This is a genomic window from Streptomyces sp. NPDC001450 (assembly GCF_053597295.1).
Map to the genome: position 1 here is coordinate 169,428 of NZ_JBSFHY010000006.1, position 21,159 is coordinate 190,586.

Genomic DNA, 21,159 nt, shown 5'->3' on the forward strand with positions numbered 1-21,159 from the left:
TGCGCCGCACCGGACCACAAGGCTCCCGGACATGGGCCGCTCCGGGCGACGGCACCTGGCCGGAACCCGGTGGATTTCACAGGCCGTCGGATAAAACCGGTTGAAATTCACCACTCTGCGACGCGACCCTTTCACGGTTTGTTCCCGCCTCCCGTCCTCCCTGACACGAGCCACTGGGACGTCATGCAGATTCAAGACCTTCCGTATTCCGACCCGGGCGTACCTGACGCACGTTCGGGTCCTCGCCTCCTGTGGTGGCTCTGGCGCAACCAGACGGGCGGCCAGCTCAAGGCGCTGGCCTGGGGGCTGCTGCACTTCGTCGCCGTCTCCGCCCTGCCCTTCTGCGTCGGTCTCGCCGTCCAGGCCGTCATCGACCACTCCGGCACCCGACTCGCCCTGACGGGTGGTCTGATGCTGCTGTGCGGCACGGCCATCGCCGTCGGCGACACCTTCCTGCACCGGACCGCCGTCACCAACTGGATCACCGCCGCCGCCCGGGTGCAGCAGTTGCTGGCTCGCAAGGCGGCCCAGCTGGGCTCCGCGCTGACCCGCCGGGTCGCGGCCGGCGAGGTGGTGGCCGTCTCCACCGGTGACGTGGAGAAGATCGGCTGGTTCGTCGAGGCCGTCTCCCGCTTCACCGCCGCCGCACTGACGGTCGTCGTGGTCTGCGTGGGCCTGGTCGTCTACCAGCCCGCCCTCGGTGTGGTCGTCGCCGTGGGCCTGCCGGTCGTCGCGCTCGCCGTGCTGCCCCTGCTGCCCAGGGCCACCCGTCGCGCCGACGTCCAGCGCGAGAAGGCGGGCCGGGCCACCGAACTGGCCTCGGACACGGTCGCCGGGCTGCGCGTGCTGCGCGGGATCGGCGGCGAGGAGCTGTTCCTCGACCGCTACCGCCGCGCCTCGCAGGAGGTACGGCACGCGGCCGTGCGCAGCGCCCGGATGTGGTCGCTGATCTCCGCGATCCAGGTGTTGCTGCCCGGACTGCTGCTGGTCGTGGTCGTCTGGCACGGCATCCACCTCGCCCGCCAGGACCGGATCACGGTCGGCGAACTGGTCACCGTCTACAGCGCGGTCATGGTCCTCAACTACCCGCTGCGGCACTTCGAGGAGATCGCCATGGCGTACTCCTTCTCGCGGCCCTCGGCCAGACGGGCAGCGCGCGTGCTGTCGCTGGAGCGGTCCACGGACGCCGACGGCTCCCGCGCGGCCGCGGTGCCGGGCGGCGACCTGTACGACCCGGCCACCGGCCTGCTCGCGGCCGCCGGCCGGCTCACCGCGGTGGTGTGCGGCGACCCGGACGCGGCCGGGCGACTCGCGGAGCGCCTGGGCGGCCACCCCGCCGAGCCGGGCCCGGCAGTGCTGCTCGGCGGAGTGCCGCTCGACGACCTCCCGCTCGACAGCGCCCGCACCGCCGTCCTCGTCCAGGACAAGGACCCGGTGCTGCTGTCCGGCTCGCTGCGCGAACTGCTCGACGTGCCCTCCTCCGGTGCCGTACGCGCCGAGGACGCCCTGGCTGCCGCGCAGTGCGAGGACGTCCTGGACGCACTGGTCCAGGGGTCGCTGGACGCCGCCGACCCTATGGACGCCCGGATCACCGAGCGCGGCCGCTCCCTGTCGGGCGGCCAGCGCCAGCGGCTCGCACTGGCCCGGTCGCTGATCACCGACCCCGAGGTGCTGGTGCTGGACGAGCCGACCTCCGCGGTCGACTCGCACACCGAGGCCCGCATCGCGGACGGGCTGCGACGGCTGCGCTCCGGCCGGACGACGGTGGTGTTCACCTCCTCACCGCTGCTGCTGGACCGCGCGGACCGGGTCGCCCTCGTCCACCAGGACGAGGTGGTGGCGGTCGGCGTGCACCGTGAACTGATCGACACCGAACGGCGGTACCGGGCCGTGGTGACGCGCGAGACCGACGAGGAGTTGGCCGCGGCCGACGCGGATGCGGCCCTGGCCGAGGGGGGCGCCCTGCTGAGTGCCTTCGACAAGCTGGAAGAGATCGAGGAGAGCGCATGATCGGCGTTGCGCCACCGGCGTACGACCCGGCGGCCCCGACGACCGCCACCACCCTGCCCGTCGGCGCGGCCTCGACCGTGCGCGCGTACGTGTCCGAGCTGTTCCGCCGGCACCGCCGGGCCTTCCTGCTCCTCATCGCCGTCAACACCGTGGCCGTGATCGCCTCCATGGTGGGGCCGTACCTGCTCGGGGGCCTCGTCGAGCGTGTGTCGGACGGGGCACGGGAACTTCATCTGGGCCTCACCGCCGGGCTGTTCGTGTTCGCCCTTCTCGTGCAGGCCCTGTTCGTCCGGCAGGTGCGGCTGCGCGGTGCGGCGCTCGGCGAGCGGATGCTGGCAGACCTGCGCGAGGACTTCCTCGTCCGCTCGGTGGGGCTGCCGCCGGGAGTGCTGGAGCGGGCGGGCACGGGTGACCTGCTCTCCCGCATCACCACCGACATCGACCGCCTCGCCAACGCCATGCGGGAGGCCGTACCGCAGCTGGCGATCGGAGTCGTGTGGGCGCTGCTGCTGCTCGGCGGGCTCGTCGTGACCGCCCCGCCGCTGGCGGCCGCCGTGCTGCTCGCGGTACCGGTGCTGTTGGCGGGGTGCCGCTGGTACTTCAAACGGGCGCCCTCCGGCTACCGCTCCGAGTCCGCCGGGTACGCCGCCGTCGCCGCCGCGCTCGCCGAGACCGTGGACGCGGGCCACACCATAGAGGCGCACCGCCTGGGCGCCCGGCGCATCGCCCTGTCGGAGCGGCGGATCAAGGAGTGGACCGCCTGGGAGCGGTACACCCTCTGGCTGCGGTCCGTGCTCTTCCCGGTGATCAACGCCGTCCACGTCATCGTGCTCGGCTCGGTCCTCATGGTCGGCGGTGCGTTCGTACTGCAGGGCTGGATCGGGGTGGGCCGGCTGACGACGGGCGCCCTCATCGCGCAGATGCTCGTCGACCCGGTGAACCTGATCCTGCGCTGGTACGACGAGGTGCAGGTGGCCCAGGTGTCGCTCGCCCGTCTGGTCGGTGTCCGGGACATCGAGCCGGACGCCGGGGACGCCTCGCTGGCCCCCGGCGGACGGGACGTGCACGCCGACCGGGTGCACTTCGGCTACCGCGAGGGCGTCGACGTGCTGCGCAAGGTATCCCTGAAGGTCGCCCCGGGCACCCGGCTGGCGCTGGTCGGGCCCTCCGGCGCGGGCAAGTCCACGCTGGGCAGGCTGCTCGCCGGCATCTACGCGCCCCGGGACGGCCACATCACCCTCGGCGGCGCGGAACTGTCCCGTATGCCGGCCGAACGCGTCCGTTCGCACGTCGCGCTGGTCAACCAGGAGCACCACGTCTTCGTCGGCTCCCTGCGCGACAACCTCCTGCTGGCCCGCACCGGCGCCACCGACGCCGAGCTGTGGGCGGCGCTGGGCGCGGTCGACGCGGACGGCTGGTCGCGGGCGCTGGGCGACGGGCTCGACACCGAGGTCGGCTCCGGCGGACTGGCCCTGACCCCGGCGCAGGCCCAGCAGATCGCGCTGGCCCGGCTGGTGCTGGCCGACCCGCACACCCTGGTCCTGGACGAGGCGACCTCGCTGCTCGACCCGCGCGCGGCCCGCCACCTGGAACGCTCCCTGGCCCGCGTCCTCGACGGCCGCACGGTTGTCGCCATCGCCCACCGCCTGCACACCGCCCACGACGCCGATGTGATCGCCGTCGTGGAGAACGGCCGCATCACCGAGCTGGGCAGCCACGAGGAGCTGGTCGCGGCAGACGGGGCGTACGCGGCACTGTGGCGGTCGTGGCACGGCTGAGTGCCTGCGGGCAGGGGCTGAGGATCGCGTCGCCGCGTACGTGGCGACACGGACGGTGACCGCCCGCCCCCGTGACACGGACAGTGACCGCATGGGCCGGACGAGGGTGGGCCGGTGAACCTGGGAAGAAGCGGAGAGGCGGGGCCTGGCGGGGGTGCGCAGCCGCAGGCCACGCCCGTGCCGTTGCGCAGTGCCGAACAGGGGTGGAAGGCTGGATATCGGCACCGGCTCGGGGAACGGCTGGGCCCCCTTCGGTCCCGGCCGCGTGAAACCCGTGCCGAGCGTGCCGGCGGCGCCCTGCCCCTCACCGGGGCACGAGGCCGTCCTCACCACCTGGAGGTACCCGTGGACAGCGCCGACGGATGGGGGGATGACGTCTACCAGCCCGATGCCTCGGAGGTCCGGGAGGACTCGGGCGTGCTCGACGTCGAGGACACACTGGACTTCGACGGCGTCGACGACCCTCTGGACCGCGGCTGGTCCCCTCCGGAGCGGCCGTGGGCGGTGGAGCACAGCGGGGTGACGGCGAGCGAACGCCTGTCCGGGGAGACGCTGGACCAGCGGCTCGCCGAGGAGCTGCCGGACCCGGTCGCGCCCGACAGCGACGGCATCGGAGACTGCGAGGCCGACGGTGAACTCCTCGACAACGAGGTCGGTGCGCGCCGCTCCGGCCGTCTGGTCGCCCCCGACGAAGGCGCCCACGAGGACGACGAGAGCGCCCTCATCGCCACCGACGTCGGCATCGACGGAGCCGCCGCCTCCGCCGAGGAGGCCGCGATGCACATCGTCGACGAGGACACCCTCTCCGGCTGACCAGGACGCCCCCTGCCCGACCGCCCCGCGCGAGGAGCCGCCGTGCAGCAGGACAAGCACCCCGAGTACCACCCCGTGGTCTTCCTCCGCGACCGCGCCGCCGGCTAGGCCTTCCTCACCCGGTCCGCTGCGACCAGCGAGCAGACCATCGAATGGGACGACGGCGAGACCTACCCGGTGATCGAAGTGGAGATCTCCTCCGAGAGCCACCCCTTCCACACGGGCAAGGCCCGCACGGTGGACACGGAGGGCCGCATCGCCCGGTTCGAGCGCCGGTACGGCGGGGCGGAGCCGGGCGAGACGGGCTGACGGGACAGGAAGCGTCAGATCACGTTGAGGGCCGCGGCGCAGCCCACTCCCCCGAGCAGCATGAACACGGGCATCAACACCTTCAGCTCGACCCAGCTGCCCGCCCGGAACCGCATCGCCTTCGGCGGCCCCAGCGGGTACCAGCGCTTGCGGCCCACCGGGATCGGCCACAGGATCGGGCAGCCGGACACCGTCAGGGCGTCCCCGATGTCGTGCACCAACGCGCCCAGCACGATCGGCAGCCCCAGCCACAGATACTCCTGCCCCGGCGCGGTGAACAGCCAGTCGGAGCCGTTGCCCGGCTTGTCCAGGATCCCCGCGAGAATCCACGCGCTCGTCGCCGCGAGCAGCCAGACCAGGACATCGCTGCTGGAACCCCGGGCCGCCCGCCACAGCAGACCTTCGATCGCCAGCACCATGTGCACGAAGAGGATCGCCAGCACCGCCCACCGGCCACCGGCGATCGCCACCGCGGAACTGCCGGCGCCGATGAGGACCGCCCACAGCCAGGTGTGCGTGAGCGTGCGGTGGCCGCCCGAGCGACGCGCGTCGCCCTTCTTCCTGGTCGACTTGTAGACGGCGTACGACAGCTTGTCCACGATCTCGCAGAGCCATCGCGAGAGCGGCCCGAAGGCCCGCGAGATGGTGGCCGCCTTGTGGTCGAGGTCCGGGGCGAGTGCCGCACCGGCACAGATCAGCGCACCGACGAGCAGGACCGGCCAGGGCATCGGGTGCCCGGCCGCGGCGGCCGCCGCTCCTACGCCGAGCCAGGCCGCGGCCCCCGACAGTGAGTGTGCTGGTCCCATCATGGCCGCTTCCCGCCCCATTCCTCGTGTGCCGCTGTCCAGTTGACCCGGTGCACTGACGCGCCGTCGGCGACACAGCGTAGCGGCCGTGATCTTCGTGCTCGCAGCCGATTCCCCTCTCGGGGAGAAGGCCAGGCAAGATGGGTGCGTGACCCTCATCGATCAGCTGCCGCCGACCGCCGACCCCGACGCCCTGTACGAAGCCTTCGAGTCGTGGGCGCAGGAGCGCGGTCTCACGCTCTACCCCCACCAGGAGGAGGCGCTGATCGAGGCGGTCTCCGGGGCGAACGTGATCGTCTCGACGCCCACCGGCTCGGGCAAGAGCATGATCGCGGCGGGCGCGCACTTCGCCGCGCTGGCCCGGGACGAGGTCACCTTCTACACGGCGCCGATCAAGGCGCTGGTGTCGGAGAAGTTCTTCGAGCTGTGCAAGCTCTTCGGCACCGAGAACGTCGGCATGCTCACCGGCGACGCCTCCGTGAACGCCGACGCGCCCGTGATCTGCTGCACCGCCGAGGTGCTGGCGTCGATCGCGCTGCGCGACGGCAAGAACGCGGACGTCGGCCAGGTCGTCATGGACGAGTTCCACTTCTACGCGGAGGGCGACCGCGGCTGGGCCTGGCAGATCCCGCTGCTGGAACTTCCTCAGGCGCAGTTCATCCTGATGTCGGCCACTTTGGGTGATGTGTCGTTCTTCGAGAAGGACCTCACCCGCCGCACCGGCCGCCCCACCGCGGTGGTCCGCTCGGCCACCCGCCCGGTACCCCTGTCCTACGAGTACCAGCTCACCCCGCTCACCGAGACGCTCACCGACCTGCTGGAGAGCAAGCAGGCCCCCGTGTACATCGTCCACTTCACCCAGGCGCAGGCTGTGGAGCGGGCGCAGGCGCTGATGAGCATCAACATGTGCTCGCGCGAGGAGAAGGACCAGATCGCCGAGCTGATCGGCAACTTCCGCTTCACCACCAAGTTCGGCCGCAACCTCTCCCGTTACGTCCGGCACGGCATCGGCGTCCACCATGCCGGCATGCTGCCCAAGTACCGGCGCCTGGTGGAGAAGCTCGCCCAGGCCGGTCTGCTCAAGGTCATCTGCGGCACGGACACGCTCGGCGTGGGCGTCAACGTGCCCATCCGGACAGTGCTGTTCACCGCGCTGACCAAGTACGACGGCAGCCGGGTGCGCACGCTGCGCGCCCGCGAGTTCCACCAGATCGCGGGCCGGGCCGGCAGGGCCGGTTTCGATACGGCGGGACTCGTCGTGGCGCAGGCACCCGAGCACGTCATCGAGAACGAGAAGGCCCTCGCCAAGGCCGGCGACGATCCGAAGAAGCGCCGCAAGGTGGTGCGCAAGAAGGCACCGGAGGGCTTTGTCGGCTGGACGGAGAACACCTTCGAGAAGCTGATCGCGTCCGAACCCGAGCCGCTCACCTCGCGGTTCCGGGTGACGCACACGATGCTGCTGTCGGTGATCGCCCGTCCCGGCAACGCCTTCGAGGCGATGCGCCACCTCCTGGAGGACAACCACGAGCCGCGCAGGCAGCAACTGCGGCACATCCGGCGGGCGATCGCGATCTACCGCTCGCTGCTGGACGGCGGGATCGTGGAGAAGCTCGACAAGCCGGACGCCGAGGGCCGCATCGTCCGGCTCACGGTCGACCTCCAGCAGGACTTCGCCCTCAACCAGCCGCTGTCCACGTTCGCGCTCGCCGCCTTCGAACTGCTCGACCCCGACTCGCCGTCGTACGCCCTCGACATGGTGTCCGTGGTCGAGTCCACGCTGGACGACCCGCGGCAGATCCTCGTCGCCCAGCAGAACAAGGCGCGCGGCGAGGCCGTGGCCGCGATGAAGGCCGACGGTGTCGAGTACGAGGAGCGCATGGAGCGCCTCCAGGACATCTCGTACCCGAAGCCGCTGGAGGAGCTGCTCTTCCACGCGTACAACACCTACCGCAAGAGCCACCCGTGGGTCGGCGACCACCCGCTGTCGCCCAAGTCCGTCATCCGGGACATGTACGAACGGGCGCTGTCCTTCACCGAGCTGGTGTCCTTCTACGAGCTGGCCCGCATCGAGGGCATCGTGCTGCGCTACCTCGCCAGCGCCTACAAGACCCTCGACCACACCATCCCGGACGACCTGAAATCCGAGGATCTCCAGGACCTGATCGAGTGGCTCGGCGAGATGGTGCGCCAGGTGGACTCCAGTCTGCTCGACGAGTGGGAGCAGCTGGCCAACCCGGAGGAGATGACCGCCGAGGAGGCCCAGGAGAAGGCCGACGAGGTCAAGCCGGTCACCACCAACGCCCGCGCCTTCCGGGTCCTGGTCCGCAACGCCATGTTCCGCCGCGTGGAGCTGGCCGCCCTCGACCAGGTCGAGGAACTGGGCGAGATGGACGCCGAGGCCGGCTGGGACGCCGAGGCGTGGGGCGAGGCGATGGACAAGTACTGGGACGAGTACGAGGACCTCGGCACCGGCCCCGACGCCCGCGGCCCCAAGCTGCTGGTCATCAAGGAGGAGCCGGAGAACGGCATCTGGCGCGTCCGCCAGATCTTCGACGACCCGAACGGCGACCACGACTGGGGCATCAGCGCGGAGATCGACCTGGCGGCCTCCGACACCGAGGGCCGGGCGGTCGTACGCGTCACCGATGTCGGCCAGCTCTGAGCACAGGAGAATCCCACCGATGACGAACCCGGCCGAGAGACTGGTCGACCTGCTCGACCTGGAGCAGATCGAGGTCAACATCTTCCGAGGGCGAAGTCCGCAGGAGTCCCTGCAGCGGGTCTTCGGCGGCCAGGTGGCGGGCCAGGCGCTGGTCGCCGCCGGACGCACCACCGACGGCGAACGCCCTGTGCACTCGCTGCACGCGTACTTCCTGCGCCCGGGCCGGCCGGGCGTGCCCATCGTGTACCAGGTGGAACGGGTCCGCGACGGGCGGTCGTTCACGACGCGCCGGGTCACGGCCGTGCAGCAGGGGCGCACGATCTTCAATCTGACCGCCTCCTTTCACAAGCCTGAGGAAGGACCGTTCGAGCACCAGCTGCCGCCGGCCCGTGAGGTGCCGGACCCGGAGTCCCTGCCGACGGTGACCGAGGAGATCCGCAAGCATCTGGGCGCGCTGCCGGAGCAGTTGGAGCGGATGGCGCGCCGCCAGCCCTTCGACATCCGTTACGTCGACCGGCTGCGCTGGACTACCGAGGAGATCGAGGGGGCAGAGCCGCGCAGCGCCGTGTGGATGCGCGCGGTCGGTCCGCTCGGTGACGACCCGCTCGTGCACACGTGCGCGCTCACCTACGCCAGCGACATGACCCTCCTGGACGCGGTCCGCATCCCGGTCGAACCCCTGTGGGGTACGCGGAACTTCGACATGGCCTCGCTGGACCACGCCATGTGGTTCCACCGGCCGTTCCGCGCGGACGAGTGGTTCCTGTACGACCAGGAGTCCCCGATCGCCACCTGCGGGCGCGGTCTGGCGCGCGGGCGTATCTACGACCTGCACGGGCGGCTGCTCGTCTCGGTCGTCCAGGAGGGTCTGTTCCGGGCCCTGTAGCGCGGGCTCAGACCGCGGCGGGCCGGGGGATTCTGCGGCGCAGCCATGCCCGCAGTCCGCGGGTCGGCCGCGGTGCCTCCGGTCGGGGGCCGCGGTCTCCGGGTGTGACCGGCGGGGTCGATCGTGGCGTGGGCACAGTGGTGCACCGGGCGGCCGGGCGCGGGGTCGGCGCGTGGGCGCGTGCCTGCTCCACCGCGTGCACGAGGTCGCTGCGCAACCAGCCGATCTCGTCCGGGTCCTGTGCCGTCATCAGCTGCTCGGCAAGATTCGCGGACGGTGACCCCGGCGCTCCGTGGTCGAGTGGAGCGGGCCGGAAGCGGTTCAGCTGAGCGCGCTCATAGGGGTCCTTGACCAGGTCCGCGACATCGATGGGCGGGAGGAATGCGGCCACGACCCCGGCACGCGCCCATGGTTCCTCGCACCGCCTCGTCAGAAATCCGAGTTGCCGTCCCCGCCAGTTGCGGGCCCGAAGGTCGACCCCGGCCGCCAACTGGCCCCTGAGGCTCTCGGGCGTACGCCCCCTGAGCAGGTGCGCGTTCTCCGCACCGGCCGTGAACTGCCGTAGCTCCTCTGCCAGATAGAGCCAGACCACGGCTCGGTGGCGGTTCAGGTAGAAGCGCACCGGCACCAGCAGGCCCAGCCGGGCGAGTCGAGTGAACCTGCCTGCCGGGATCTCCATGAGCGCGGCACCCTCCGCCGTACCCACGACGTGCAGGCGCTCACGGAGCGTGTCAGGAAAGCCGTCCTGGGCGCTCAGCCGGTCGATCTCGGCCCGTTCGACCCGGCGGCCCCCGCCTCCGCCCTCGTCGGGCACGGTCCGGATGCGGCCGAGATGGACGGCGAGATCGAACTCGCGGCGCCTGAGCCACAGTTCACGAGCCGCACGGCTCGGCGTGCAGGTGACGGTACGGGCGGGGACGAAGGTGCTTCCCGACATGGTCGTACTCCCCCGTGGAGTCGATGGCTCACGCTCTGCGCGTTCGCCGTGCACACACCGTAGCCGGAACGGCGCACATCGTGGCGAGCCTGTGGATAACTCCACGGCGCGAGGCAAAGACGCAGGTCAGAGATCTGACAGCGGAGCGCGATCGGGTTGCCGGGCATCCACACCGAGGTGTTCGCCCACCCGATTGATGAGCAGGGTCATCTCATAGGCGATCTGGCCGATGTCGGCCTCCGCACCGCTGAGCACGCACAGGCAGCTGCCGGTGCCGGCGGCGGTCACGAACAGCACGGCGTCGTCGTACTCGATCATCGTCTGCCGCACCCTGCCCGCGCCGAAGTGGCGCCCCGACCCCTTCGCCAGACTGTGCAGCCCGGACGCGACAGCGGCCAGATGCTCGGCGTCCTCGCGGCGAAGGCCGGTACTCGCCCCCGTGACCAGGCCGTCGTTGGACAGGACCAGCGCGTGCCGCACATGGTCCACCCGCCCGGTCAGATCGTCCAGGAGCCAGCCAAGTCCCTGGTTCTGCGCCATGTTCCGTCTCCCCGTGTGACGTCTCCCCCTGGCTGGAGGAACTTCCGCCAGCCTTCCCCACGACCGGCCTGCGGGCAAGCAGGATGGGCGTATGGCACAGAAGATGACCGATGAGGAATGGCGGGCGTTCGTCTCGTACGGCACCCGAACCGGCAAGCTGTCCACCGTCGGCGCCGATGGGAGCCCGCATGTGGCCCCGGTCTGGTTCCTGCTGGACGGGGACGACGTGGTCTTCAACACCGGCAAGGAAACCGTGAAAGGGCGCAATCTCGCCCGTGACGGACGGATCGCCCTGTGCGTGGACGACGACCGGCCGCCGTTCCACTTCGTGGTGCTGCACGGGCGCGCCCGGCTGTCGGAGGAGCTCGAAGACGTCCGGCTTTGGGCCACCCGCATCGCCGCCCGGTACATGGGCGAGGAGCGCGCGGACGAGTTCGGCGCCCGCAACGGCGTCCCCGGCGAGCTACTGGTGCGGGTCGCCGTCGAAAAGGTGGTGGCACTGAAGGATCTGACCGGCTGAGGCTCAGCCCACCGAGTCGAGGAGTCGGGCGGTGTGCATCCGCCCGGCGTACTCGACGAGGCGGATCAGCACCTCCTTGCCGGAGTCCCGGTCGCGCGCATCGCACAGGACCACGGGTGTTCCCCGGTCCAGGTCGAGAGCCCGGGAGACGTCGTGGGCGCCGTAGCTGCGCGCTCCGGCGAAGCAGTTGACGGCCACCACGAACGGGATGCGCCGGTGTTCGAAGTAGTCGACGGCCGGGAAGCAGTCCTCCAGGCGGCGGGTGTCGGCGAGGACCACGGCACCGAGGGCTCCCTGCGCCAGTTCGTCCCACAGGAACCAGAAGCGGTCCTGCCCCGGTGTGCCGAAGAGGTACAGGGAGAGGCCGGAGCGGATGGTGATGCGGCCGAAGTCCATGGCGACGGTCGTGGTGACCTTCTGGTCCACGCCGTCGGTGTCGTCCACCAGCTGGCCGGCTTCGCTGAGCAGTTCCTCGGTGCGCAGGGGGCGGATCTCACTGACGGCCCCGACGAGGGTTGTCTTGCCGACACCGAAGCCGCCGGCGACCAGTATCTTCAATGCCAGGGCGGACATGTCGCCGGCTGCGTCGGAGTGCTCGGAGACCATGATCACTTCTCTCGGGAGGGCCGGCTGCGGTCGGTGTCGGACTGCTCGGGACAGGAAGTCAGCATCATGACAACTCCGGAACCCCTCGGGGGGATTGGACCGGAACACGCCTGATGTGACCGTTTCGCGCCCGGTCGGTTCCGGAACGCGCACGGAACGGGATGCCGTGCGGCGCCCGTCGGATTCTGAATGTTCATCTACAGCGCCCGCAGCCCCTCGATGACCTCACGGAGAATGCGTTCGTCGGGCAGGTGGGCCGGGGGGACCGGGCGGCTGATGGTGACGCAGCCCAGTTCCAGGAGGTCGCCGAGGAGCACCCTGACCACACCCACCGGGAGATCCGCGTCGGCCGCGAGTTCGGCGACGGACTGTGTCTCGATGCGGCACAGGTCGACCAGGGCGCGGTGTTCGGGGCCGAGCGCGGTGTCGTCGTCCGCCGCGGGTGCGGCGGGGTCGAGGGTGACGAGGGCGATCAGGTCGAAGCGCACTCCGGTGGGTCCGGGCTGGGTGCGTCCGCCGGTCATGGCGTAGGGGCGGACCAGGGGCCCGGCCTCGCCGTCGTACCACTGGCTGCCCTGCTCGCGCGGGCCGTCGGTCGGGTTCTCGGTCATGGATGCCGCCCTTCCGGCTCATCCGGCGGCGGGCGGCTGGGCGGCGACGCGGGGCGCGGTGTAGAGGTGCTCACCCACGCGCTTGACCAGTCGTGCCATCTCGTAGGCGACCAGGCCGATGTCGGCGGTGACCGCGGTGAGCACGGCGAGGCAGGAGCCTTCGCCGGCGGCGGCCACGAAGAGGAAGGCTTCGTCCATCTCCACCATGGTCTGGCGCACGCCGCCCGCGCCGAAGTGCCGTCCCGCGCCCTTGGCGAGGCTGTTGAAGCCGGAGGCCACGGCCGCGAGATGCTCCGCGTCCTCCCGTGCGAGGCCGGTGGAGGCGCCGACGGCCAGGCCGTCGTTGGACAGCACGACGGCGTGCCGTACCTCGCTCACCCGCATCACCAGGTCGTCCAGCAGCCAGTCGAGTTCACCGGATCGCTGGGCGGCACTCCTGTTCGGGTCCTGGATCATGCCGGGTCTCCTTCAGTGCTGTCACTGCCCATTTCGGGTTCCGGGGCGGCTCTGCGGCCGGGTTGCCTGCCGCCGCCGCGGGCCCAGCCCGCGCGATAGGCCGCCATGCGGTCCCGTACGAGTTCGGGGGTACGCCGGTCGTCGCCGCGCGGGTCGGGTTCCGGCACCGTCTCTTCGGGGCGCTGATGGCGGAGTTGGGGCGCGAGGCTCGCCTGGCGCACTCGGCGTGGGAGGTCGTCGGAGGATTCGGAGTCGTTCGGTGGGCGGTGCAGCCTCAAGGTGGTGACTCCGGGGGGCGGAGGTTCGTGCGCGGGGGTCGAGGGAGCCGGCGCACTGGCCGCGAGGGCGGGCCGGACAGTCTGCGCGGTGACCTCGGAGGGCAGCGGGGGCGGGTCGGGCACGGGCACGTAATCGCGCGACTGCTCCGGCCGTGCCGGTGCCTCCTCCTGGGCGGGGCGTTCGGCGGCGCGGGTGTGCAGCAGGGCGGTGGGCACCAGGACGACCGCGGTGGTGCCTCCATAGGGGGATGTGCGCAGGTGCACCTTGATGCCGTGCCGGGAGGCCAGCCTGCTGACCACGAACAGTCCAAGACGGTCGCTGTCGAACAGGTCCAGGGCCTCGGACTGTTCGATCCGCCGGTTGGCCTCCGCGAGGGTGTCGGCGCCCATACCGAGGCCGCGGTCCTCGACTTCGAGGGCGTAGCCGTTTCCGACGGGTTCTCCGGTGACGCGCACGCGCGTGTGGGGCGGCGAGAACTGGGCGGCGTTCTCGACGAGTTCGGCGAGCAGGTGGGTGACGTCGGCGACCGCCGCGCCGATGACGGACGCCTCGGGGAGCTGGCGAACCTCCACGCGCGCGTAGTCCTCGATCTCGGAGACGGCGGCGCGTACGACGTTCGTGAGGGACACCGGCATGCGCCAGGCCCGGCCGGGCGCGGCTCCGGAGAGGATGATCAGGCTCTCGGCATGGCGCCGCATCCGGGTGGTGAGGTGGTCCAGACGGAAGAGGTCGCTCAGCTCGTCGGGGTCGTCGGAGCGCCGCTCCATGCTGTCCAGGAGGCTGAGCTGGCGGTGTACGAGTACCTGGCTGCGACGGGCCAGGTTGACGAAGACTCCGGAGATACCGCTGGCGAGTTCGGCGCGCTCGACCGCTGCGTGCAGGGCGGCACGGTGCACGGTGGTCAGGGCCTCGGCGACCTGGCCGGTCTCGTCCTCGGCGGGTGGCCCGGCGGGCGCCTCGGCCTGGATGTCGATCTCCTCGCCGGTGCGCAGTTTCCGCATCGCTGCGGGGAGTTTGCGGCGGGCGATCTCCAGAGCGTCGTTGCGCAGGCTCACCAGCTCGACCACGAGGGCCCGCCCGATGCGGACGGAGATGACGAGCGAGGTGGCGACGGCGGCGAGGCCGAAGAGCACCGCGGCGCCCGCAGGGCCCAGAAAGCCGCGTGTGAACGGGTCGGCGCTGCCCGCGACGGCGCGGCCGGTGTCCGTCGCGATGGCCCGCATCGCGTCCTGCACGCGCGCGTGGGCGGCGTTCCAGGCGCTCGCCGGTGCGGTGTCCACCGCCTTGGCACCGGTGCCGGCGGCGAGGATCTTGTCCTCCGTGGCGGTGAGGCCGGTATAGGCACTGCTGCCGGCCAGGTCCCGCCAGGCGGCGCGCTGGGTGCCGGGCAGGTCGTCCACGGCCTCCTCCGAGAGGGTGCGGCGCGTGGCGACGGCCGCGCCGAACAGCCGTAGCCGTTCGCCCTGCAGGCCGGCGGCCGTGCGCGCGCTGCCGAGGATCGCGTCCTCCTGGGCCAGCGCCTCGGCGGCGCGGGAGAATTCGAGCAGTACGCGCGCGTCGGTGCCGACGTCGGCCTGCTGGACGCCGGTGAGGGCGCCGTCCACCGTGAAGGCCGTACCGATGATGTTCGTGTACTGGGCGTACACCTGGCTCCAGCCGGCCTTGTGGTCGAGTACGGCGGTCCGCAGCGCGCGCAGGTGCTCGGCGCCGGTGACGAAGTCCTCGAGGCGTCCGCCGACTCCGGCAGGCAGTTCCTGGCTGTCGGCGACGGTGTTGTCGTGGCCGAGCCGCAGCTTGGCCACCGCGCGGTCGGTACGGGCGGCGAGGCCTTCGAGGTCGTCGCCGGGTCCCGCGCCCGGGTCGGCGGCATAGCGCACGGCCGCGGCCCGCTCGGTCTGCAGTGCGGCGACGGCTGCGGCCACCGGGGTGCGCAGTTCGGCGTCGACCCGCTGGGACTGACGCAGCCGGGCGACGTCCTGGACGGTGCTGACGGTGGCGTACGCCCACAGGGCGAGCAGGGAGATGACGGGCACCATCAGCAGGCAGACCACCTTGGCACGCACCGTGCGGGCGCGCATGCGCCAACGGCCCGCTCGCGGGGGCGCGTTCTCCGGCGGTGTGTCGAGGAGCCCGCCCGCCTCCTCGTCGGCCGGTGGTCCGGCGTGTGCGCGGCGGCCGCGGGGCGGGGATGGGGACTGGGCGGGGGCGCCGGCTCTGGGGGTACTACGTGGTGGGCGCATGGCCTCCTCGCTCGGGACGTGGGTCGGGGCTCCGGGGCCGGGCTCCCGCTAGCGGGCGACGCTCTGGACGGGCCGCTGGGCCGAGGCGGACGCCTCGCGCTCGTCGGCCGTGGGCGAGAGAGCGACGAAGGCCGAGGTGAGGAACAGATAGGACCCGAGGCCGACGGCGAGGGGGAAGATGAACTGCATCGCCGTGGCCCCGGGCAGGACCTCGCCGGAAGGGGTGACGCGCACACTCACCGCGAACATCCCGGTGTAGTGCATGCTGCTGACGGCCGCCCCCATGACGAGGGAGGCGAGGGTGACCGCGAGGGGTGACTTGATGTTGAGCCCCGCCCACAGGGCCGCGGTCGCCGCCACGACGGCGATCAGGACCGAGAGTCCGACGAGGACGGGGTCGTAGTGCACTTGACCGTGCAGCCGTACCGCGGCCATGCCCAGGTAGTGCATGCTCGCGACACCCAGCCCGGTGGTGAGCCCCCCGAGGAGGAGGGCCCGGTTGCGATCCTTGCTGTATCCGACGGCGAAGACGCCGGCACAGACGACGACCATGGCGACGACGAGACTCAGGATGGTCAGCGGCACGTCGTACCGGATGTCGGTGCCGCTGACGCGGAAGCCGAGCATGGCCACGAAGTGCATGGTCCAGATGCCCGTCCCGATCGCGGAGGCGGCGGTGACGAGCCAGTTGCGGCGCGACCGGCCGGTGGTGGCGAGCGCGCGCACGGTGCAGCGCAGTCCCAGTGCGGCGCCTATGCAGGCCATCACGTACGACAGTGCGGGGGTCAGCCAGCCGAAGGCGGCGTGGTCCAGGTGTCCCATGGCCCCGGGACGCTAGTCGGGGCAGGGGCGCACGAAGGGGGCGCATTTCGAAAGGTGTTGGAATATGACACAGAGAGGCGATGGAACGATCGCGTCCAGCTCGAACATGCGCACAGGGACGTCCCCCTTGCCGGTGAGGGATCATGCGGGGCATGAGCGACGACCACACACATGTCCAGGAGTTCTTCACCGCCCGCGCCGCCGACTGGGACAGCAGGTTCCCCGACGACGGCCCTGCCTACACGGCCGCCGTCGCGAACCTCGGCCTGCGCCGGGGTGACCGCGTGCTCGACGCCGGTTGCGGCACCGGACGCGCCCTTGCGCCCTTGCGTGCAGCCGTGGGGCCGTCCGGAGTGGTGGCCGGGGTCGATCTGACCCCGGCGATGCTCCAGGCCGCCGTACGGGCCGGGCGGCACCAGGAGGGGCGGCTGCTGCTCGCCGACGTCGCGGCCCTGCCGCTGCGCTCGGATTCGATGGACGCCGTGTTCGCGGCGGGCCTGATCGCGCACCTGCCCCAGCCCTCCGAGAACCTGCGGGAGCTGGTCCGCGTGGTGCGGCCGGGCGGGATGCTCGCGCTGTTCCATCCCATCGGCCGCGCGGCCCTGGCGGCGCGTCAGGGGCGGCAGATCTCCCCCGACGACCTGCGGGCCGAGGCCAGTCTCGGTCCTCTCCTGGCCCGCTCGGGATGGCGCATGACGTCGTACGTCGACGAGGATGCCCGTTTCCTCGCCCTGGCGGTGCGCGAGGGCTGACGGCCGGGGCGGATCAGCTTCGCCCCGCCACGGTGGCCACGAAGGCGTCGGGGTTGTCGAACATGACGTTGTGCCCTGCGCCGGGTACCGTCACCACGCGGACCCCGGCGGCTTCCAGGCTTTCCCTGCCCGGGAGTTCGCCGCTGAGCTCACCCTGAAGGTAGACACGGTCGATCGCCAGGCCTTCCAGAATGGTGCGCATCACGGGATCCGAGCCGCGGCGGAGACCGACGGCACTGCGGTGCAGCGCACGCGGATCGGCCAGCCGCATCGTGGCCGCCCACAGCGGGCCCACGGCCTCCAGCACGCGCGCGTACTGCTCCTCGACGAACTCGTCCTCTCCGTAGGCGGCGATGCCGCTGCTCGCCGCCGTCTGCGGCGGGAAGGCGTCCAGATTGGCCTCCGTGAGGACCAGCCGGGAGACGAGGTCGGGCCGCCGGTGAGCGAGGACGATGGCGACGGCGCCCCCCATGCTGTGCGCGATCAACTCGGCACCGGTGACGCCGGCCTGGTCCAGTGCGGCCGCCACGGCGTCGGCGTTCTCCTCCAGCGTGTAGCCGAAGCGCTCGGGCCGGTCGCTGATGCCGTGCCCGGGCAGGTCCACGAACAGACAGCGCCTGCCCGCGAGTTCGGGGCGGGCCGCAATGTGCGCGTGGTACACGGAGGAGACCGATCCGAGTCCGTGCAGGTACACGCGCGCGGGCTCCTCACCGGGCACCTCCGTCCACCGGATCCGGCTCCCCTTGCCGTCGAATTCGGCCTGCTCCACGGTGCCCCTCCCTGATGCCTGCGATGACGTACACCTCAAGATACATCGGCAACGATGTATCTTGGAAACGTAATATCGAGGTTTCGCTGTACAGCGGGTGTACGAGAGAATGCGGGCATGCTGGAACTCGCCATCCTCGGTTTCCTGTACGACGCCCCGCTGCACGGCTACGTCCTGCGCAGGCACATCGCCGCACTCACCGGCCATGTGCGGCCCGTGGCCGAGAGCACGCTGTACCCGGCGATCAAACGACTGGAGAAGGCGGACCTGCTGGCGCGGACCACCGAGCCCGGTGCCGTGGCGGCGCCGCGTCACGTGCTGACGCTCACGGAGGAGGGCAGGCAGGAGCTGCGGCGTCGCCTCGCCGAACCCGGGCAGCGCGAGATCACCGACGAGAACCACTGGTTCACGCTGCTCGCGTTCCTGCGCCACCTGGACGACCCGGCGGCCCAGGCGGCCGTGCTACGGCGCCGGCTGGCCTTTCTGGAGGAACCGGCGAGCTTCTTCTACGACGGCGACCGGCCGCTGGCCGCCGAGGAACTGGACGACCCGTTCCGTCGTGGGGTGCTCAAGATCGCGCGTGCCACGAGCCGCGCCGAACTCGCGTGGCTGCGCGAGACCCTCGCCTCACTCGAGGCCGTCGGCCGCTGAGGTGTCCAGGTGCCGTACCGGGCAGCCGCCCATTCCCGGAACCGGGCGGGTGCCCAGGTCGGCCAGCCGGTAGCCGTTCGGATAGCCCTTGATCTCCCAGTTCTGCCGTGCGAAATGCGGTGTGCGGCGCGGCGGCAGCAGCCGGACCAGCCGGCCCCGTGTGCGGACCGCACGGCGCACGAGCGAGACGGTGGCCGGGCTCGGCGGCGCGTAGTGGAAGGCGCGCAGCAGCGGCTCGTCGAGGAGAGCGAGTGTGGCCGTGCGCAGCAGCGGTGCCAGCGGGCGCGGGTACCAGGACGACATCAGCTCGAGCGTGGCGTCGGAGACCCGACGGCCCTGCTCGTCCCAGGCGAAGTGCGCCTCTTCGTAGGAGTCGAGGAGCGCTTCGAACTCCTCGTAGGTCTCGGGGATGCCGGGGATGCCCATGTGCCGGCCGAGGGTGCGGTAGTACTCGGTGGTGGCGACGACCTCGTGCCGGGACAGGCGACGCCAGCCGTAGGCGTCGATCCAGCGCCTGGGCACCACCACGAAGGTGGACAGCACATAGCGCATGTCGTCGTCGCTGATGTCGTAGCTGCGGTGCATCTGGTTGATGCGACGGATCGCCGTACGGCCCTCGTCGGCGGTGAAGCCGTGCTCCACGACGGCGTCGAGGAGCAGCGCGGTGTCGTCGTAGCGCTTCTGTGTGCGCTCGGTCAGCTCCGCGGTCTGCGCCAGCAGCCGCCCGATGCTGGGCACGGCGTAGGTGCGGTACAGGGCCAGTTCCAAGGCGCGCGTGTAGTCCCAGGGGAATTCGAACGCCACGCTGAGCCGGTAGATCTCCAGAGCGTCCACCACCGGATCCATCCGACGGATCCGCTCAAGCCGCTCGAAGCGCTTCACCGTGCCGTCCCCCTTCTGTCGCCGAAGTTCCAACTCTACGTTGAACAGGAGCAAGTGAGCGATCAGTGACGACCCCATTCAGGGGGAAGGTAGGGCACGTGTTCGACATGATGCGCAAGTACGCCGCCAGATTCCGCACCTCCTCGCGGGCCGGGGCGACGGACACCCGGGACCGGCGTGCACACAACTTGTTCGAAGCGGCGGCCGCCTATGTGGCGGCCTGCGCCGAGGACGATCAGGACCGGATCGACGAGGCGGCGGCATGGGTGTCTCCGGAAGCGCTGTCGTTCGGGGTGAGCGAGCTGGCGTGCCGGGCGGTCATAGCGCTCGCCCGGGAGCGCGACGAGTCGCCCGGAGCAGTGGCCCGCGACCTCCTCGGGCTGCCGGCGGCCTGAGAGGCGGGCCCCGTCGGCGGTGGTCATTTCGCCCCGTCCAGGTGGAAACCTGCAGCTCCGCGTGGTGTGCGGAGTCGTGACAAGCGGCTTCCGCTCGCACTAGGGTGCGCGCCGATGGACGAACCACTGGGGAGGCAGGGATGGCCGGGACGGACAATGAGGCCGTCGCCGCCGCGGACGAGGCGCTGTACGTGCTCACGGCGGTGCTGCTGACGCCGGCACAGTTTCCGAGCGTGCTGGGCGACGACTACCCGGAGGCCTGCGCGGCGCTTGACCTCGCGCCGCGCGCCGACGGGTACGGCCTGGTGCTCGGACAGGACGGCGACGGCGCCCGCTGGACGGTCGTGATCGACGACGTCTCGATGGTCGCCGTGGCGATCGCGTCGTGGGACTGCGGCATGGAGTACGAGCTGTCACCGGACGAGCGCACGGTCGTGGCGGCTCTGCCGGGCTGGCCGCTGGCGGTCGCCGTCGCCGCACCTGGTGTGCCCGCACCGCACGACCCCGACCCCGAGGTCGCGGAGGGGCCCGCTCTGACTCCGCCGGACACCAGTTCCTGGGGTCCGGCCCAGCGGCGTCTGGGCGCCGACGAGATCGCGTTGCAGTGGGCGGTCTGGCGGGAGCAGATCGGCGACGACTACTTCCCTTCGGCCAGTGAGCGGACAGAGACGGCGGAGGCCGCGACGGACGACGAGGAGAGCGCGCCGAAGGGAGGCCACCAGGGCGTCCGGCGGGTGCTCGCCGAGGCGCGCGCCTACATCGACGCGCCGCCGCCGCTGGGCCGGGTGCGCTCGTCGTTCGCCCCGGGCGACGCTCGGACGCTGCGCGCCGACGGCCCCGGATGGTCGATGGTGGCGCGCACCGACGACATCGCGTTCGTCCTGCTCGACGAGAAGCCCGGAGAGGTCCTGCCGGTGGGCCGGGGTCCCGAACTGCCCGGTCTTCTGGAGGCGCTCGACAAGATGGCCGTGCGGCCCAGCTGACCCCGTGGGGGCCGCTCCCTCAGCGGAGGCGCGTTCCCCGGCGGCCCAGAGCGCGCCCACGGCCGCCCCGGCGAACGGACCTGGTCCGTTCGCCGGTCTCTCAGCGGCCGAGCTCCTTGCGTCCGACCCGGCGGAGCCTGCGCCGCTGCGAGGGGTCCAGCGCCAGGTACGCGGCGGCCGGAACCCCCACCATGATGAGGAACGCCACCCACCAGGGCAGCCATATCAGCAGGATGAGACCGACCGCCACACCCCCTGCGGCGATCTTCGCGGTCTTGGACATGAGCGTCGCCTCCTTCGCGGCCACTGCCGCTCTCTGCTCTGAGAACGGCCCCGCGCTCCCGGCGGTTCCGAAGCTCGACCCTGAGACTTCCCTGAGACGCGCCCCTTAGTGGTCCAGATCACAGCGTAAGCCTTCGAGGTGGGCTTGCCGCGCGCTGTACGCTCGACCA

The 21,159-nt window shown here is 71.4% G+C and carries 21 protein-coding genes and 1 pseudogene; 11 read left to right on the top strand and 11 right to left on the bottom strand.

Annotation, left to right across the window (positions count from 1 at the left end; all coding sequences use genetic code 11):
* Window positions 1-183 precede the first annotated feature (183 nt).
* From ACWC5O_RS08475 to ACWC5O_RS08490, 4 genes and pseudogenes are all read left to right on the top strand, one after another.
* The gene (locus ACWC5O_RS08475; RefSeq protein WP_450585773.1) at window positions 184-2,010 is read left to right on the top strand and encodes an ABC transporter transmembrane domain-containing protein; all 1,827 of its coding nucleotides are present in this window, start codon (window positions 184-186) and stop codon (window positions 2,008-2,010) included.
* Window positions 2,007-3,788: an ABC transporter ATP-binding protein gene (locus tag ACWC5O_RS08480; protein WP_450585771.1), complete on the top strand. Its 1,782-nt coding sequence runs from the start codon at window positions 2,007-2,009 to the stop codon at window positions 3,786-3,788. Before ACWC5O_RS08475 ends, ACWC5O_RS08480 begins: the two co-directional genes overlap by 4 nt.
* A gap of 345 nt (window positions 3,789-4,133) precedes the next feature.
* Entirely contained in the window at window positions 4,134-4,601 is a 468-nt protein-coding gene (locus ACWC5O_RS08485; protein WP_450585769.1) for a DUF5709 domain-containing protein, read from the top strand.
* Window positions 4,602-4,643: 42 nt separating this feature from the next.
* Window positions 4,644-4,910, top strand: a pseudogene (locus ACWC5O_RS08490) (type B 50S ribosomal protein L31).
* A 14-nt stretch (window positions 4,911-4,924) separates the two neighbouring features.
* Here ACWC5O_RS08490 and ACWC5O_RS08495 read toward each other — a convergent pair.
* Window positions 4,925-5,719 carry a metal-dependent hydrolase gene (locus ACWC5O_RS08495; RefSeq protein WP_450585767.1) on the bottom strand — a complete coding sequence of 265 codons (795 nt, stop codon included), beginning with the start codon at window positions 5,717-5,719 and terminating at the stop codon, window positions 4,925-4,927.
* Window positions 5,720-5,864: 145 nt separating this feature from the next.
* On the opposite strand from ACWC5O_RS08495, the gene ACWC5O_RS08500 reads away from it, so the two are divergent.
* Complete coding sequence (locus ACWC5O_RS08500) at window positions 5,865-8,378, top strand: DEAD/DEAH box helicase (RefSeq protein WP_450585765.1); 2,514 nt, start codon at window positions 5,865-5,867, stop codon at window positions 8,376-8,378.
* Window positions 8,379-8,397: 19 nt separating this feature from the next.
* Window positions 8,398-9,264 carry an acyl-CoA thioesterase gene (locus tag ACWC5O_RS08505; protein ID WP_450585763.1) on the top strand — a complete coding sequence of 289 codons (867 nt, stop codon included), beginning with the start codon at window positions 8,398-8,400 and terminating at the stop codon, window positions 9,262-9,264.
* Window positions 9,265-9,271: 7 nt separating this feature from the next.
* Here the strand turns inward: ACWC5O_RS08505 and ACWC5O_RS08510 are convergent, their stop codons facing one another.
* Entirely contained in the window at window positions 9,272-10,201 is a 930-nt protein-coding gene (locus ACWC5O_RS08510) for a DUF6397 family protein (protein ID WP_450585761.1), read from the bottom strand.
* A 126-nt stretch (window positions 10,202-10,327) separates the two neighbouring features.
* A complete protein-coding gene (locus ACWC5O_RS08515; RefSeq protein WP_450585759.1) occupies window positions 10,328-10,741 on the bottom strand; it encodes a roadblock/LC7 domain-containing protein in 414 nt (137 codons plus the stop codon).
* Between the two features lie 91 nt (window positions 10,742-10,832).
* On the opposite strand from ACWC5O_RS08515, the gene ACWC5O_RS08520 reads away from it, so the two are divergent.
* Window positions 10,833-11,261 carry a PPOX class F420-dependent oxidoreductase gene (locus ACWC5O_RS08520; RefSeq protein ID WP_450585757.1) on the top strand — a complete coding sequence of 143 codons (429 nt, stop codon included), beginning with the start codon at window positions 10,833-10,835 and terminating at the stop codon, window positions 11,259-11,261.
* Window positions 11,262-11,264: 3 nt separating this feature from the next.
* Here the strand turns inward: ACWC5O_RS08520 and ACWC5O_RS08525 are convergent, their stop codons facing one another.
* The 5 genes from ACWC5O_RS08525 to ACWC5O_RS08545 all read right to left on the bottom strand — a co-directional run bounded on the left by ACWC5O_RS08525 (window position 11,265) and on the right by ACWC5O_RS08545 (window position 16,275).
* On the bottom strand, window positions 11,265-11,867 hold the full coding sequence (locus ACWC5O_RS08525; protein WP_450585756.1) for a GTP-binding protein: 603 nt from the start codon (window positions 11,865-11,867) through the stop codon (window positions 11,265-11,267).
* A gap of 197 nt (window positions 11,868-12,064) precedes the next feature.
* On the bottom strand, window positions 12,065-12,478 hold the full coding sequence (locus tag ACWC5O_RS08530) for a DUF742 domain-containing protein (RefSeq protein WP_450585755.1): 414 nt from the start codon (window positions 12,476-12,478) through the stop codon (window positions 12,065-12,067).
* Between the two features lie 18 nt (window positions 12,479-12,496).
* Window positions 12,497-12,934, bottom strand: coding sequence for a roadblock/LC7 domain-containing protein (locus tag ACWC5O_RS08535; protein WP_450585753.1), 438 nt, complete (start codon window positions 12,932-12,934; stop codon window positions 12,497-12,499).
* Entirely contained in the window at window positions 12,931-15,453 is a 2,523-nt protein-coding gene (locus ACWC5O_RS08540) for a sensor histidine kinase (protein WP_450585752.1), read from the bottom strand. The genes ACWC5O_RS08535 and ACWC5O_RS08540 overlap by 4 nt, the downstream gene beginning before the upstream one ends.
* Before the next feature lie 48 nt (window positions 15,454-15,501).
* On the bottom strand, window positions 15,502-16,275 hold the full coding sequence (locus ACWC5O_RS08545) for an MHYT domain-containing protein (RefSeq protein WP_386581342.1): 774 nt from the start codon (window positions 16,273-16,275) through the stop codon (window positions 15,502-15,504).
* A 152-nt stretch (window positions 16,276-16,427) separates the two neighbouring features.
* Here ACWC5O_RS08545 and ACWC5O_RS08550 point away from each other — a divergent pair, with 152 nt between their 5' ends.
* Entirely contained in the window at window positions 16,428-17,027 is a 600-nt protein-coding gene (locus tag ACWC5O_RS08550; protein ID WP_450585750.1) for a class I SAM-dependent methyltransferase, read from the top strand.
* A gap of 13 nt (window positions 17,028-17,040) precedes the next feature.
* On the opposite strand, the gene ACWC5O_RS08555 is transcribed toward ACWC5O_RS08550, so the two are convergent.
* The gene (locus ACWC5O_RS08555) at window positions 17,041-17,796 is read right to left on the bottom strand and encodes an alpha/beta fold hydrolase (protein ID WP_450585748.1); all 756 of its coding nucleotides are present in this window, start codon (window positions 17,794-17,796) and stop codon (window positions 17,041-17,043) included.
* A 117-nt stretch (window positions 17,797-17,913) separates the two neighbouring features.
* Here ACWC5O_RS08555 and ACWC5O_RS08560 point away from each other — a divergent pair, with 117 nt between their 5' ends.
* Window positions 17,914-18,447 carry a PadR family transcriptional regulator gene (locus ACWC5O_RS08560; protein WP_450585746.1) on the top strand — a complete coding sequence of 178 codons (534 nt, stop codon included), beginning with the start codon at window positions 17,914-17,916 and terminating at the stop codon, window positions 18,445-18,447.
* On the opposite strand, the gene ACWC5O_RS08565 is transcribed toward ACWC5O_RS08560, so the two are convergent.
* Entirely contained in the window at window positions 18,424-19,329 is a 906-nt protein-coding gene (locus ACWC5O_RS08565) for an oxygenase MpaB family protein (protein ID WP_450585744.1), read from the bottom strand. The two genes, ACWC5O_RS08560 and ACWC5O_RS08565, sit on opposite strands and share 24 nt — an antisense overlap.
* Before the next feature lie 98 nt (window positions 19,330-19,427).
* On the opposite strand from ACWC5O_RS08565, the gene ACWC5O_RS08570 reads away from it, so the two are divergent.
* The gene (locus ACWC5O_RS08570; RefSeq protein WP_450585743.1) at window positions 19,428-19,724 is read left to right on the top strand and encodes a hypothetical protein; all 297 of its coding nucleotides are present in this window, start codon (window positions 19,428-19,430) and stop codon (window positions 19,722-19,724) included.
* Between the two features lie 140 nt (window positions 19,725-19,864).
* Window positions 19,865-20,707, top strand: coding sequence for a hypothetical protein (locus ACWC5O_RS08575; protein ID WP_450585741.1), 843 nt, complete (start codon window positions 19,865-19,867; stop codon window positions 20,705-20,707).
* A gap of 100 nt (window positions 20,708-20,807) precedes the next feature.
* On the opposite strand, the gene ACWC5O_RS08580 is transcribed toward ACWC5O_RS08575, so the two are convergent.
* Window positions 20,808-20,990, bottom strand: coding sequence for a hypothetical protein (locus tag ACWC5O_RS08580; RefSeq protein ID WP_450585739.1), 183 nt, complete (start codon window positions 20,988-20,990; stop codon window positions 20,808-20,810).
* Between the last annotated feature and the right edge of the window lie 169 nt (window positions 20,991-21,159).

Excerpts from the sequence above, each read along its gene's own strand:
- ACWC5O_RS08550 (WP_450585750.1), top strand. The coding sequence starts at position 16,428 with ATGAGCGACGACCACACACATGTCCAGGAGTTCTTCACCGCCCGCGCC.
- ACWC5O_RS08545 (WP_386581342.1), bottom strand. The coding sequence starts at position 16,275 with ATGGGACACCTGGACCACGCCGCCTTCGGCTGGCTGACCCCCGCACTG.
- ACWC5O_RS08575 (WP_450585741.1), top strand. The coding sequence starts at position 19,865 with ATGGCCGGGACGGACAATGAGGCCGTCGCCGCCGCGGACGAGGCGCTG.
- ACWC5O_RS08495 (WP_450585767.1), bottom strand. The coding sequence starts at position 5,719 with ATGATGGGACCAGCACACTCACTGTCGGGGGCCGCGGCCTGGCTCGGC.
- ACWC5O_RS08475 (WP_450585773.1), top strand. The coding sequence starts at position 184 with ATGCAGATTCAAGACCTTCCGTATTCCGACCCGGGCGTACCTGACGCA.
- ACWC5O_RS08510 (WP_450585761.1), bottom strand. The coding sequence starts at position 10,201 with ATGTCGGGAAGCACCTTCGTCCCCGCCCGTACCGTCACCTGCACGCCG.
- ACWC5O_RS08580 (WP_450585739.1), bottom strand. The coding sequence starts at position 20,990 with ATGTCCAAGACCGCGAAGATCGCCGCAGGGGGTGTGGCGGTCGGTCTC.
- ACWC5O_RS08525 (WP_450585756.1), bottom strand. The coding sequence starts at position 11,867 with ATGGTCTCCGAGCACTCCGACGCAGCCGGCGACATGTCCGCCCTGGCA.
- ACWC5O_RS08480 (WP_450585771.1), top strand. The coding sequence starts at position 2,007 with ATGATCGGCGTTGCGCCACCGGCGTACGACCCGGCGGCCCCGACGACC.
- ACWC5O_RS08530 (WP_450585755.1), bottom strand. The coding sequence starts at position 12,478 with ATGACCGAGAACCCGACCGACGGCCCGCGCGAGCAGGGCAGCCAGTGG.
- ACWC5O_RS08560 (WP_450585746.1), top strand. The coding sequence starts at position 17,914 with ATGCTGGAACTCGCCATCCTCGGTTTCCTGTACGACGCCCCGCTGCAC.
- ACWC5O_RS08520 (WP_450585757.1), top strand. The coding sequence starts at position 10,833 with ATGGCACAGAAGATGACCGATGAGGAATGGCGGGCGTTCGTCTCGTAC.
- ACWC5O_RS08540 (WP_450585752.1), bottom strand. The coding sequence starts at position 15,453 with ATGCGCCCACCACGTAGTACCCCCAGAGCCGGCGCCCCCGCCCAGTCC.
- ACWC5O_RS08515 (WP_450585759.1), bottom strand. The coding sequence starts at position 10,741 with ATGGCGCAGAACCAGGGACTTGGCTGGCTCCTGGACGATCTGACCGGG.
- ACWC5O_RS08535 (WP_450585753.1), bottom strand. The coding sequence starts at position 12,934 with ATGATCCAGGACCCGAACAGGAGTGCCGCCCAGCGATCCGGTGAACTC.
- ACWC5O_RS08505 (WP_450585763.1), top strand. The coding sequence starts at position 8,398 with ATGACGAACCCGGCCGAGAGACTGGTCGACCTGCTCGACCTGGAGCAG.